This window comes from Reichenbachiella carrageenanivorans (assembly GCF_025639805.1).
Taxonomy (GTDB): domain Bacteria; phylum Bacteroidota; class Bacteroidia; order Cytophagales; family Cyclobacteriaceae; genus Reichenbachiella; species Reichenbachiella carrageenanivorans.
In genome coordinates this window covers 1,484,517-1,497,134 of record NZ_CP106735.1, presented here as the reverse complement: position 1 = coordinate 1,497,134, position 12,618 = coordinate 1,484,517, and the positions used below count along the sequence as shown (strand labels likewise).

13 protein-coding genes are annotated in these 12,618 nt (G+C 42.1%); 3 read left to right on the top strand and 10 right to left on the bottom strand.

The features are described 5' to 3' along the window. Positions 1 to 12 precede the first annotated feature (12 nt). The 4 genes from N7E81_RS05965 to N7E81_RS05950 form a co-directional block, all read right to left on the bottom strand. The gene (locus tag N7E81_RS05965; protein WP_263052372.1) at positions 13 to 1,287 is read right to left on the bottom strand and encodes a Glu/Leu/Phe/Val family dehydrogenase; all 1,275 of its coding nucleotides are present in this window, start codon (positions 1,285 to 1,287) and stop codon (positions 13 to 15) included. Between the two features lie 83 nt (positions 1,288 to 1,370). Continuing rightward, positions 1,371 to 2,210, bottom strand: coding sequence for a phosphatidate cytidylyltransferase (locus N7E81_RS05960; protein WP_263052371.1), 840 nt, complete (start codon positions 2,208 to 2,210; stop codon positions 1,371 to 1,373). Then, positions 2,191 to 2,397, bottom strand: coding sequence for a DUF2007 domain-containing protein (locus N7E81_RS05955; protein WP_084372601.1), 207 nt, complete (start codon positions 2,395 to 2,397; stop codon positions 2,191 to 2,193). The genes N7E81_RS05960 and N7E81_RS05955 overlap by 20 nt, the downstream gene beginning before the upstream one ends. Beyond that, complete coding sequence (locus N7E81_RS05950; RefSeq protein ID WP_263052370.1) at positions 2,390 to 3,253, bottom strand: CPBP family intramembrane glutamic endopeptidase; 864 nt, start codon at positions 3,251 to 3,253, stop codon at positions 2,390 to 2,392. The genes N7E81_RS05955 and N7E81_RS05950 overlap by 8 nt, the downstream gene beginning before the upstream one ends. Positions 3,254 to 3,394: 141 nt before the next feature. Here N7E81_RS05950 and dusB point away from each other — a divergent pair, with 141 nt between their 5' ends. Continuing rightward, the gene (gene dusB / locus N7E81_RS05945; protein ID WP_263052369.1) at positions 3,395 to 4,393 is read left to right on the top strand and encodes a tRNA dihydrouridine synthase DusB; all 999 of its coding nucleotides are present in this window, start codon (positions 3,395 to 3,397) and stop codon (positions 4,391 to 4,393) included. A gap of 81 nt (positions 4,394 to 4,474) precedes the next feature. Beyond that, a complete protein-coding gene (locus tag N7E81_RS05940) occupies positions 4,475 to 5,308 on the top strand; it encodes an alpha/beta hydrolase (protein WP_263052368.1) in 834 nt (277 codons plus the stop codon). Between the two features lie 127 nt (positions 5,309 to 5,435). Here N7E81_RS05940 and N7E81_RS05935 read toward each other — a convergent pair whose 3' ends face one another. From N7E81_RS05935 to N7E81_RS05910, 6 genes are all read right to left on the bottom strand, one after another. Continuing rightward, complete coding sequence (locus N7E81_RS05935) at positions 5,436 to 5,780, bottom strand: nucleotide pyrophosphohydrolase (protein WP_263052367.1); 345 nt, start codon at positions 5,778 to 5,780, stop codon at positions 5,436 to 5,438. Beyond that, a complete protein-coding gene (dtd, locus tag N7E81_RS05930) occupies positions 5,780 to 6,232 on the bottom strand; it encodes a D-aminoacyl-tRNA deacylase (protein ID WP_263052366.1) in 453 nt (150 codons plus the stop codon). Before dtd ends, N7E81_RS05935 begins: the two co-directional genes overlap by 1 nt. Continuing rightward, positions 6,204 to 6,911, bottom strand: coding sequence for an NAD-dependent epimerase/dehydratase family protein (locus tag N7E81_RS05925; protein WP_263052365.1), 708 nt, complete (start codon positions 6,909 to 6,911; stop codon positions 6,204 to 6,206). Before N7E81_RS05925 ends, dtd begins: the two co-directional genes overlap by 29 nt. 159 nt (positions 6,912 to 7,070) lie before the next feature. Next, positions 7,071 to 7,328, bottom strand: a complete 258-nt coding sequence (gene atpC, locus N7E81_RS05920) for an ATP synthase F1 subunit epsilon (RefSeq protein ID WP_263052364.1) — start codon at positions 7,326 to 7,328, stop codon at positions 7,071 to 7,073. A gap of 8 nt (positions 7,329 to 7,336) precedes the next feature. Beyond that, complete coding sequence (atpD, locus tag N7E81_RS05915; protein ID WP_263052363.1) at positions 7,337 to 8,842, bottom strand: F0F1 ATP synthase subunit beta; 1,506 nt, start codon at positions 8,840 to 8,842, stop codon at positions 7,337 to 7,339. Positions 8,843 to 8,947: 105 nt separating this feature from the next. Further along, positions 8,948 to 10,165 carry a sensor histidine kinase gene (locus N7E81_RS05910; protein ID WP_263052362.1) on the bottom strand — a complete coding sequence of 406 codons (1,218 nt, stop codon included), beginning with the start codon at positions 10,163 to 10,165 and terminating at the stop codon, positions 8,948 to 8,950. A gap of 139 nt (positions 10,166 to 10,304) precedes the next feature. Between N7E81_RS05910 and N7E81_RS05905 the strand changes: the two genes are divergently transcribed. Beyond that, entirely contained in the window at positions 10,305 to 12,587 is a 2,283-nt protein-coding gene (locus tag N7E81_RS05905; protein WP_263052361.1) for a patatin-like phospholipase family protein, read from the top strand. Positions 12,588 to 12,618 lie beyond the last annotated feature (31 nt).

The window sequence follows — 12,618 nt, the reverse complement described above, 5'->3', positions numbered from 1 at the left end:
AAGGGAGAATTCTTAGAATCCTCCTCTGTATTTATAGGTTGTCGATACTTTTTCGATAGCCACGATATAGGCAGCTATCCTCAATGATACTTTATATTCTTGAGATATTTCGTACACCTTGTTGAAAGATGTCTTCATGATCCTGTCGGATCTACGGTTTACTCTCTCTCGAGTCCATTTATATCCCAGTCGGTTTTGTACCCACTCAAAGTATGATACCGTTACGCCACCAGCGTTCGCCAAAATATCAGGCACTGCCAGCACATCGTTTTCTTGCAGGATCGCATCTGCTCTAGCAGAAGTAGGGCCATTCGCCCCTTCTACGATCAGCTTGGCTTTGATTTTCGCTGCATTTTCAAATGTGATCACATCTTCTTTCGCTGCTGGAATCAATACGTCCACTTCCAAAAGAAGTAATTCATCGGGATCAATTTTTTCTGCCCCTGGGAAGCCTTCTAACTGTCCTTTATTTTCATCTCTATAAGCAATGGCTTCATTAATATTGATGCCTCCATCATTGTAGTAAGCACCTGAAATATCACTAACTGCAACTACACTTACTCCTCTTTCTTCAAGCAATTTACCCGCCCAAGAGCCTACGTTACCAAATCCTTGAATCGCACATTTGGCGTTGAAAGGATTGATTTTCATTTTTTCCATAGCTGCCAAGGCAGAGATCATCACACCACGGCCAGTCGCTTCTGTCCTACCTAGCGAACCACCTAGTACGATAGGCTTTCCTGTCACCACTGCATTTACGGTCATTCCTTGTGCACGAGAATACTCATCCATCATCCACGCCATTTCCCGTGGCCCAGTGCCCATATCTGGTGCAGGTATGTCTCTGTCAGGCCCAAAGATTTCGTGCATATTTTGGGTATAAGCTCTGGTCATTCTTTCGATCTCTCCTGCGGACATTTCTCTCGGATTGCAACGGATGCCACCTTTGGCTCCTCCGTATGGAATGTCTACTACTGCACACTTCCAAGTCATCCATGCAGCAAGCGCTTTTACTTCATCCAGATTCACTCCCATATCATATCTCACACCACCTTTGGATGGACCTAATATATTGGAGTGGATCACTCGATACCCTTCAAAAACTTTGATTGAACCATCATCCATAGTGACAGGCAACGAAACGATGGCCTGCTTATATGGAGACTTTAATACATTGTAAATTTCATCGTCGAGGCCTAGTGCTTGTGCGGCGATGTGAAATCTAGACATCATTGACTCGAAAGGATTCTCTTTATCCTTGATCGGAGCCGGCTCTATGTATCCCATTTTTTGTGTTTTGTGTTGTCATTTTTAGGTATGCAAAATTACACATTCATCCAATCAAAACAGGAAATGCCCTTAATATTCGATCATTCTTGTACAAAAAACTTCAAGAATATGATGATGAATGGAATGGATAACAATAATCCGTCAAATCTATCCAAAAACCCTCCATGGCCTGGTAGCTTTCGTCCTGAATCCTTGATGTCCATACTCCTTTTGAACAAAGATTCCACTAGGTCTCCGTACGTACCAGTAACAACCGTAATTACTGAAATCACAATCCAATGCCACAAGGCTAGATCTTTGAAATAATACGAAAGCCCTACGGCAAATGCCAAAGAAAGGATGGCTCCTCCCACACTGCCTTCCCATGATTTTTTAGGAGACACGCGTTCAAATAATTTCCTCCTTCCGAATTGAATACCTGCAAAATAAGCCCCTGTGTCGCTAGCCCACAAAATAAGGAATATCCCTATGATGATTTGGTAACTGTATTCATCCAAAATAAAGGCTGCCACGCTCAGCAGAGAAAAAGGCAGCGCTACATATATGATCCCCAGAAAGGTAAATGCAATATTGGTAAATGGCTTCTTTTCATCCTTTTTATAGAGTTTGATGAAAAATATACAGGAGCTAAAAGGCAAAATCATAAAGAAAGCATCGTAGCTAATAGTTCCTTTTTCTACTAAGTAAATCATGGTAAAAAGGATAACTCCCATAATGGTACCAAATGTCCGCAACGGCACAATTCCATTGGCAATGATCAGCTTGTAAAATTCCCATTGGGTGAGCACACAAAGGAGTAAGAAGACGACGAAAAATCCATATTCGTGATAAGCGATGGCAAACAAAACAAAGAACGCACCTATTACCCCTGTGACCAGCCTTTTGGCCAAGTCTGAAAACTTACTTGAACTCGATGTCATTCTCTATTATCTTAATTGCCCTGAGTACATGATCAGGTGCTACCAACACTTCAAAATGGCCAAACTGGTACGCTGCGTCCTTTTTGTTGACCATTACTGGCTGCAGCCCAGAATCTTGCAATACTGCAATGACTATTTCTGCACGGTATTCGTTCTTATCCGAAAATACTTTTTGCCAGTTACTCATTTCTCAAATTATCTGTAATATGAAGTTGTTTTTTGAACAAAACAAACAGAAACCCTCCAATAATTGCAAAGACAAGTGTCGGCCAGATCGAAACCGATTCGGCGCCCTCAATATCGTATGCTACTACTCTCTGCTGAAACAAATACATCATCACTAAGGTGAATCCATTATTGATAAAATGCGCAATAGATGCATACCACAAATTGCCCGAAAAATAAAAAAGGTACCCAAAAAAAGCACCCAGCACCATCCTAGGCACAAAGCCATAAAACTGCATATGGAACGCACTAAAAAAAACCGCCGTAGCCCAGATCGCCACGTGTGGGTTGCCCCAAATGCCTTGAAAATATTTTTGAATAAGCCCTCTAAATAAAAGCTCTTCACCTAGAGCAGGTACTACTGCTACTACGAGCATCACAAGCAAAAAATAAGGCAACGAATAAAAGTCTGTTAAATACGCTGTCATTATCCGCCCCTGTTCCTCCATCTGATCAAAAGTAGCCGCCAAGGATTCTGGAAACTCCACATGCATATTCCATTCGATCAGCAAGCTATTCACCACCATGAGCGAAAGCGTAAGTCCTGCTGTAATAAGTACAACTGGGACTGACAATCCCCTATTCATAAAATAACTAGATAATGTACTCTCCTGAAATCGCCAAATAAATAAAGTAGGTACTACTATAAAGCTTAAAACAGCAGATACCCCCTGAACCAAAACCAGCACCAGCTGCAAGGCGGGCACTGGTTGCTCTGTACTGATGCGCATCATATATTCTTCGAAAGAAAGGCCGAGCGCTTGTACTCCCAGAAACATAAATACCATGGGAGCTATGAGGTAGGTCCCCATACTCATGAGCACAAGAATTAATAATAATGAAAGAGGGCTCCGTTGGCTATGTAGTGAATTGGGCATAAATGGATTAAATTTGCAGCAAAAATGTTCGGATAATCGGAATAAACAAAAAGAGGCATCCGAATACCCAAAGAAAGCAAGATGGTAAAAATAGGCGATATAGAATTAGGAGACTTTCCACTGCTACTGGCACCTATGGAGGATGTGAGTGATCCACCGTTTCGTGCGGTGTGCAAGGAAAATGGTGCAGACATGATGTATACGGAATTTATCTCGTCCGAAGCCTTGATACGCGACGCTGCCAAAAGCATACAAAAACTCGACATCTATGACTACGAACGCCCTATTGGCATCCAGATATTTGGTGAAAAAATAGAGTCTATGCGCGAAGCTGCAGCCATCGCAGAAGAAGCCAATCCAGAATTAGTAGATATCAACTATGGCTGCCCTGTAAAAAAAGTAGCTTGCAAAGGAGCTGGTGCTGGTATCCTCCTCGACATTCCCAAGATGCAAAAAATGACTGAGGAGATCGTGAAGCGCGTAAATAAACCCGTGACCGTGAAGACACGCCTAGGCTGGGATACGAGTACCATCCGCATAGTAGAAGTAGCTAAAAGGCTACAAGACGTAGGCATCCAAGCCCTCAGTATCCATGGTCGCACAAGACAACAGATGTACAAAGGCGAGGCCGACTGGAATCCGATTGCCGAAGTGAAAAACCACCCAGATATTCACATCCCAATTTTTGGAAATGGAGATATTGATTCGCCCCAAAAGGCCAAACAATACAAAGAGTTATATGGAGTAGATGGCATCATGATCGGCCGTGCAGCAATTGGAAATCCTTGGATTTTCAATCAGATCAAACACTACATGAAAACGGGCGAAGAACTAGCCCCCCCTACACTATCAGAGCGAATGGATGCTGTCAAAAGCCATTTGAAATTTTCTGTAGAATGGAAAGGCGATAAAAAAGGAATCTTCGAAATGCGCCGACACTACACCAACTACTTCCGTGGCATACCTGGTTTCAAACCGTTTAGAGCACGATTGGTAGAATCTCCCACCTACGAAGACACGCTTGTTATTATCAACGAAGTCGAAGAGGTATTCCATACCGAAAGCCTGATCAATCAATGATGCCTATTCTGCATTTACTCATCGTATTGGGATTGTATGAGTGGGTATCTATCTTGCCAACAAAAAACGAAATAGCTCTGAATGGAAGAAGTTGAAAATTTTATCCTGACTGCCAAAGATGGTACTTCGCTGATCGGACGTGAGTGGCTTGTAGAAAAACCCGTTTCGGCTATTTGCATGGTACACGGCCTTGGCGAACATATCGGTAGGTACGAGCATGTAGCGGAATTTTTCAACGCACATCAGATCTCTTTTTATGCCACCGATCTTCGAGGGCACGGCAAGTCTGAAGGCAAACGAGGCCACACCCCTTCGCACGAGATGCTACTCGACGATCTGGAGGAGCTACTCATGTATGCGCGCGCCGAATACAACGACCTACCCATCTATCTATTTGGCCATAGCCTTGGCGGCAATATCGTGACCAACTATGTGCTGAGAAAAAACACCAATGAGCTGGTGGGGGCTATCATTTCTTCGCCATGGCTGGCACTGGCTTTTGAGCCAGCACCTTTTCAGATGAAACTAGCCAAGTTCTTTTCTCGCTTCTTGCCCTCGCTCACGCAGTCCAATGGCCTCAACAGCAAGCACCTGACGAATGACGATCAGGTGAATCAGGCTTATGAAGCGGATGCCATGGTTCATGACAAAATATCGACTAAGCTATTTACCGAAACTTTCCGAGAAGGGCTTTGGGCATTGGAAAATACCCATAAAAACAAGATCCCTCTCTTGATTTATCACGGAACTGAGGATCAAATCACATCTTCTGAGGCCTCCAAAACATTCGCTGAGAAAGTGGGTGATTTAGCCACTTATCATCAATGGTCAGGCATCAAGCACGAGCCGCATAATGATATTGATAAAGAAGAAGTATTGGATAAAATTTTGGGGTGGATGAGTGAGCAACAGTAGGCTAGTTGGTTTGAAGGCCAACTAGGGCGACGACGTCATATCGACAGAGAGGAAGCACCCCCTTCTGCACTGCAGTTCATTGGAAACTTCTCACTCCGCTCTGCTCAGTTTCGAAGTGACGATGAAACTAATTCTCTGGGGGCTTTTGCTTCCAGAGTTTTTTATTTTCCTTGTGGCGGGTGGAGTCGCGTTTAGTTTTCTTTTTCACGTTTTTTTCTAACGCTTTGGTCAGGTCTATGCCTGTTTGATTGGCTAGACACATCACGACCCAGAGCACATCGGCTAGTTCGTCACCCAAGTCAGCTTCTCCTTCTTTCTCTTTGAAAGACTGATCTCCATACTTGCGTGAAATGATTCGTGCCAATTCGCCCACCTCTTCGATCAGCACTGCCAGATTGGTCAACTCACTGAAGTAGCCTCCATTTTTCTTGATCCAATCATCCACCAAGTGCTGTGCCTCTTCAATCTTCATTATTGTTTGTTTTTAGAATCTATGACAATGGTGACTGGACCATCATTGGTCAGGCTCACTTTCATATCTGCCCCAAACTCACCAGTCTGAATCTCCTTACCCAATTCAGCCTCCAGCTGCTCAATCAACTGCTCATACAGCGGAATGGCTATTTCTGGTCTAGCTGCTTTGATATACGATGGGCGGTTGCCCTTCTTGGTACTGGCCTGAAGTGTAAACTGGCTGATAAGTAAAACATCTCCACCAATGTCTAGCACACTTTTGTTCATAATGCCTAGCTCATCGTCGAAGATTCTAAGATTACAAATCTTACGCGCAAGCCATTGGATATCTTCTTGATCATCGGCTTCTTCGATGCCTACAAGGATCATTAACCCCGCATCGATTTGTCCTGCTATTTCCTGATTGATTTTGACTGACGCCTCAGACGCTCGCTGCAATACTATTATCACCTTTATATTCTTTGGTGCGTGCAATTCTTTTCATCTCAAGCGACTTGTGCACATGTATGTCTATTTCCCCACTGAGGGCTACATAAAACATGGCCTTTGCTACTTCGCTCCCTTCTATGGCCCAAAACTTGAGTCTTGATCCAATAATAAAAAAGGAAAACACGCCAGAGGCTATTTTGGCTAATTCCTCCCATAGTCTAAAATCTTTTCTATAACCCAACAACAACGAAGGCTGATAGATATGTAAAGCTCTAAGGCTCAACTCTTTCAGTGCCTCTTCCACTTGTCCTTTTACTGCATTGTAAAACAGACCTGAATTGGCATTGGCTCCATAAGACGACACCAAATGAAACTGCTCAAACTGACTATCTTCTTTAGCTATTTTAGCCAGTTCTATGATGTAAGTGAAATCTACTTTGTAGAAAGCTTCTTTAGATTTGGCCTGTCCCATCGTGGTGCCAATGCAACAATAATAATCGTGAGCAGATATTTTCTCTTTGTATTGTTCTAGGTCATCAAAATTGATCAACAGCTCCTCTATTCGGTTGTCTTTTATACCAGGAGAACTCCTACCCAGTAAAATAATTTTAGAGTAATGATCATTCTCCAAAACCACGTTAAGGAGTTCTCGACCTACCAATCCGGTAGCCCCTGCGATCAATGCTATTTTGCCTGACATGAAATTCGAATTAGAAGAGTTTAAATTAGATACTTAGCCAACAAGATACAAAAATTTCATAAACTTATTAACATAGTCGGCACTCTCCAAAATTGTAAAGGCACAAAAAAAGCCATCTCAAAAATTTGAGATGGCTTGAACTATTTTTTTACACCTGATTTACTCTCCGATGGATTCTGCTAGTACCAAAATTTTGTTGTTGAGTACTTCTACTACCCCCCCATCAATACTGAAGTGGATGTCTTCGGTTTTCTTTTCATGTATTCTTTCGATTTTCACATCACCTTTGCCAAGAGCACTGACCATGGGTGCGTGATCGTTAAGAATCTGAAATGATCCATCGCTTCCAGGAAACATGGCAGAATTCACCTCTCCTTCAAAAACGTTTTCGTCTGGTGTGATTATTTCTAAATACATAGTATTTATTATTTAGCTTCAGCTAATAGTTTCTCTCCTTTTGCTATCGCCTCGTCGATGCCTCCTACGAGGTTGAAGGCTGCTTCTGGCAAGTGATCTAGCTCACCATCCATGATCATGTTAAATCCTTTGATGGTTTCTTTGATATCAACCAATACACCTTTCAATCCTGTAAATTGCTCTGCTACGTGGAATGGCTGAGACAAGTATCTCTGAACTCTTCTCGCTCTGTGTACTACTTCTTTGTCTTCATCAGACAATTCGTCCATACCCAAAATAGCGATGATGTCTTGCAGTTCTTTGTATCTCTGCAGGATCTCGATCACACGCTGTGCGCACCCATAGTGCTCAGCACCAACAATTTCTTCAGACAAAATTCTTGAAGTAGAGTCTAATGGGTCCACCGCTGGATAAATTCCTAGCTCAGAAATTTTTCTTGAAAGTACTGTAGTCGCATCCAAGTGAGCAAATGTGGTTGCAGGAGCAGGGTCAGTCAAGTCATCCGCAGGTACATAAACGGCCTGCACCGATGTAATAGACCCCTTCTTAGTAGAAGTAATTCTCTCTTGCATGGCTCCCATCTCTGTAGCCAATGTAGGCTGGTATCCTACCGCAGAAGGCATACGCCCTAGCAAAGCAGATACTTCAGATCCTGCTTGGGTAAATCTAAAAATATTATCTACGAAGAAAAGGATATCTTTCCCTTGGCCTTCGCCATCACCATCTCTAAAGTACTCAGCTACTGTAAGACCCGACAGAGCCACTCTAGCTCTTGCCCCTGGGGGCTCGTTCATCTGACCAAAAACAAAGGTTGCTTTCGAATCACCCAACGCTTTTTTATCTACTTTAGAAAGATCCCATCCGCCTTCTTCCATAGATTTCAAAAAGTCGTCACCGTAGTTTACGATACCAGACTCAATCATCTCACGAAGCAAATCGTTTCCTTCTCTTGTTCTTTCTCCAACACCAGCAAATACTGAAAGTCCACCGTGTCCTTTGGCAATATTGTTGATCAATTCCTGAATCAATACAGTTTTACCAACACCAGCACCGCCAAACAAACCAATTTTTCCACCTTTTGAATAGGGCTCAATCAAGTCAATTACTTTGATTCCTGTGTACAGGATCTCTGTCGAAGTTGATAGATCTTCGAACTTCGGTGCAGGTCTGTGAATAGGGAGTGTTTTATCTCCTTTAGGCTGCTCAATGCCATCGATGGCTTCACCAATTACATTGAACAAACGACCTTTGATATCTTCTCCGATAGGCATAGTGATAGCCTCACCAGTATCTACAACTTCCATACCTCTGGTCAATCCTTCAGTACCTTCCATTGCGATAGTTCTTACTCTGTCTTCGCCTAAGTGCTGCTGGCATTCGAGCACTACTTTTTGTCCATTTTCTTTGATTACGTAAAGCGCATCCAGAATATTAGGAACTTTAGCACCTTCAGCTTCGAAGCTTACATCGACTACTGGGCCAATTACTTGTGTGATTTTACCACTATTTGCCATTTCTTGATTGTTTATTTCAATGAAAAATTGTGTCCTGTTTTTTCAAAGTGCGAAGTTAAGGCAATAATTAGTTTTTCCCCAAGTATCGCATTTCTTTTTGATTGATTATGATCTTAATGAAATTCTGAAGGTGGTTCCTCGATTTACATCCGATCGTTTCACAAAGATTTTACCCTTGTGATAATTCTCAATAATACGTTTGACAAGGGTCAAGCCTAATCCCCATCCTCTCTTTTTGGTAGTATAACCAGGTTGAAATATTTTCTGCATTATCGCTTTTGTCATGCCTTTGCCCGTGTCTGTAATGTCTATTAGCACGTGTCCCTCGTTGGCTTTCAGTACCTTAATGTGAATTTTTCCCTCACCTCCCATCGCATCTACTGCATTTTTACATAGGTTTTCTATTACCCATTCAAACAAAGATTTGTTGATATTAGCTTCCAGTTCACGATTAGGAAAACAAACCAGTGTAAACTCTACTCGTGTAGAAATTCTTCTTTTTAGATAACTCAAGGTTTCTTCGATGAGATCATATACATTCATGCTCTCCAATATGGGTTCAGAGCCAATATTAGAAAACCTTGACGTGATCATATTGAGTCGTTCGACATCCTTTTCTAACTCTACGATCATATCCATGTCTTTGAGTTTCTCGTCCGACTTGAGATACTCCACCCACGCCATGAGTGAAGATAGTGGGGTACCCAGCTGGTGGGCTGTTTCTTTAGCTAAGCCTACCCAAACCTTGTTTTGCTCAGCGGCCTTGGAGTAATTGAAAACCAAGAAGGCTATCATCCCAAAGATGCCAATGACAAACAACTGCGTGAGCGGATAATAAGTTAACTGCCTAAGCAGCATGGAATTTTTGTAGTAAATAAACTGATATCCTGTAATGCTTCCATCCCTCCGCAAGGTGACTAGCAAAGGCTCATGCTCTTCTTCCATTTCTCTAATTTCTTTGAGCAGAATGCGATTGCGTTCTTTTCTAGTAGTGGCATGATCTGCCGCTGAGATGTTTTTGTATTCGAGCGGATTGCCAAGCTCATCTGCCATCACTACAGGTATAGATTTGTTAGACAGGATGATTTCGTCAAAAATAAAATTGAGATCTGCATTATTCTCCTGATTGGCGAAATACTCTAACGTATTGGCATAGAGTGCTATCAATTTCTCTTCTCTAGACTTGATCTGCTCCACTAGTATATTGGTGTAATAGATCGACCCGATACTAATCACGATCGATATGCCAAGCACGACCCATTTGAATTTGGATCGGTTTCTATATAAGTCTAATTGGGTGCTGTCGTATAATTTGGAAGCCATGCGGTATTTGAGCCTACGCGGCAAATATAGGATTTGAAATAGCTTTGCCTAGTTTATTTTCATTTTTTAAGGCTTTGTTCAATTGTAATGAGATATTTTTAAGCCCCATAACTTAATCCCAACACTACATTCGCTCAGGATGAAACTTCATTTTCTTCTTATACTCATTTGCTTGCCCATTATTACAAACGCCCAAAAGGTGGCACTCGTGCTCAGTGGTGGCGGAGCTAAAGGTCTCGCACATGCTGGAGTGCTCAAAGCACTCGAAGAACACGAAATCCCTGTGGACTATGTGGTTGGTACTTCTATGGGTAGTATCGTTGGAGGTTTTTATGCTGCTGGATACACCCCCGATCAAATAAAAAACATAGCTCTTTCGCAAGACTTGCAAGACTGGGTAGACGGGGTCATCGACGAAAAATATCAGTACAGTTACCACGAAAAAATGCCAGACCCTTCTTGGCTTACAATCAAACTTGATTTTGACTCTGCTTTCAACACCAGCCTAGATCCCTCTCTAGATCGAGACTACGTACTCAACATCAATCTGGCAGAAAAATTACAATATGCTTCCTATGTATCTAATGGCAACTACGACAGTCTATTTGTTCCCTTTAGAGCTATGGCATCCAATATTTTTATGGAAAAACAAGTAGTCCTCGATAGTGGTGTACTGTATGAGGCCATTCGGGCATCCATGGCGATTCCGCTGCTCTACAGCCCTGTACGTGTAGAGGGCGAACTCCTATTTGATGGTGGTGTCTACAATAATTTCCCTGTAAACCCTGCCCGTAAGGCATTTGCCCCAGAGGTGATTATAGGCGTAAATGTGGGCAGCAAAGTATTAGATAAATATCCTAAGGATGATGATGAAAAATTATTAGCTGAATCTCTACTCTTTTTTATGCTCAATAAAGGCGACCCTTCCCTACTTGATAGCACCGACATATTTATAGATGTGCCTGTGTCTGATTACAGCACATTGGACTTTGCTAAAGCCAAAGAAATTTACGACATCGGGTACAATACTGCCATGGCTCAAATTGATGAAATTCGAACCAAAATCAATCGCCGTGTATCTCCCGAAGAAATGGATGAAAGGAGAAAAGCTTTTTTCAGTCAATCAATTCCTTACACTTTTGATACCATAGAAGTAGAAGGGTTTAGCAAAAAAAAATCAGAATACATCACCAATGTTTTCAACAAAGACAAGCCCTTTGATTTTGAACAAGCCAAAAATGCTTATTACCGACTGATCGACAACGACTATTTTCTCAATATTTTTCCAAGCTATTCGAAAGGTGATCAATATGCCTTTCAACTCACAGGACATTCTAAACCCCGACTAAAAGCAAAAGTTGGCGGCAGCCTCACTTCGAGAAACATCTCATACATGTACTTGGGATTCGATTTCAAAAGGCTTTCCCGTGTATTAGAAGAGTATGAAACCAAAATATATGCAGGCCCTTTTTATGAGTCTTTTTATTTTAAAAATCGCATCACATTTCCAGGACAAAGAACGGTATCAATAGGCCCTACTATTGCCATCAATCATCGTGACTATTTGAATCTAAGCGATTATCTGCTGGGAGCCCCTGATCTGACTATCTTAGACCGTGTGGATAGAAAAATGGGGCTGTTCGTTGGTTTTCCTTTGAATCAAAAATATGGATTAAGTGCCGAAGTCTCTTACATTTTGAATAAAGACAAGTTTAGCGAACAGGCTAATTTCAATACAAGTCAAGAATTCGACGAACTGGGACTAGAAGGGCTGCGGATTGAAGCTACACTATACCACGACAATCTCAACCACCCACAATTTGCTTCTCGCGGATCTAAATTTGAAGTAAGCCTAAGTAGGTTTCTTCTAGAAAGTGATTACCGCCCAGGAGCCACTTCGACTGGCACACTGCCTACACAAAAAGAAGATGCTAATTGGTACAGCCTCAAAGTAGCTGGCGAAAAGTATTTTTCATTTGGCAAAAAGTATAGCTGGGGAGCACAAATAGAAGGTGTATATTCGAATCAACCCGCTATGGGTACCTCCAAAAGCACGATAATAAACTCTCCTGGGTTCTACCCTCTCCAAGACAGCCGCACGTTGCTTTTAGAGAATTTTCGCGCCCGTCAATATTTAGCTTTGGGAATGAAAAATATATGGTCTCCACACAAAAACCTCCAACTGCGCCTCGAGGGTTATATGTTTAATTCAATAGAAAACCTTGTAGAAGAAACGGGAAATACCCCTCACTATGAATACGACTGGATAAACCCTTCTTTTGCCGCCACATCAGGGATCGTATATCACACGGTTGTCGGTGCCATTGGATTTCATGTCAACTATTATGACGACCCAAAACAGCAATGGGGCGCGCTCTTACAAGTAGGATACTTACTATTCAATAATCATTCATTGGAGTAATTTTTAAAATATAACTAAATTACGCGCAATC

Bases quoted from the DNA above. Each gene is read 5' to 3' on its own strand.
- N7E81_RS05965 (WP_263052372.1), bottom strand. From the start codon at position 1,287: ATGGGATACATAGAGCCGGCTCCGATCAAGGATAAAGAGAATCCTTTC.
- N7E81_RS05960 (WP_263052371.1), bottom strand. From the start codon at position 2,210: ATGACATCGAGTTCAAGTAAGTTTTCAGACTTGGCCAAAAGGCTGGTC.
- N7E81_RS05955 (WP_084372601.1), bottom strand. From the start codon at position 2,397: ATGAGTAACTGGCAAAAAGTATTTTCGGATAAGAACGAATACCGTGCA.
- N7E81_RS05950 (WP_263052370.1), bottom strand. From the start codon at position 3,253: ATGAGTATGGGGACCTACCTCATAGCTCCCATGGTATTTATGTTTCTG.
- dusB (WP_263052369.1), top strand. From the start codon at position 3,395: ATGGTAAAAATAGGCGATATAGAATTAGGAGACTTTCCACTGCTACTG.
- N7E81_RS05940 (WP_263052368.1), top strand. From the start codon at position 4,475: ATGGAAGAAGTTGAAAATTTTATCCTGACTGCCAAAGATGGTACTTCG.
- N7E81_RS05935 (WP_263052367.1), bottom strand. From the start codon at position 5,780: ATGAAGATTGAAGAGGCACAGCACTTGGTGGATGATTGGATCAAGAAA.
- N7E81_RS05925 (WP_263052365.1), bottom strand. From the start codon at position 6,911: ATGTCAGGCAAAATAGCATTGATCGCAGGGGCTACCGGATTGGTAGGT.
- atpC (WP_263052364.1), bottom strand. From the start codon at position 7,328: ATGTATTTAGAAATAATCACACCAGACGAAAACGTTTTTGAAGGAGAG.
- atpD (WP_263052363.1), bottom strand. From the start codon at position 8,842: ATGGCAAATAGTGGTAAAATCACACAAGTAATTGGCCCAGTAGTCGAT.
- N7E81_RS05910 (WP_263052362.1), bottom strand. From the start codon at position 10,165: ATGGCTTCCAAATTATACGACAGCACCCAATTAGACTTATATAGAAAC.
- N7E81_RS05905 (WP_263052361.1), top strand. From the start codon at position 10,305: ATGAAACTTCATTTTCTTCTTATACTCATTTGCTTGCCCATTATTACA.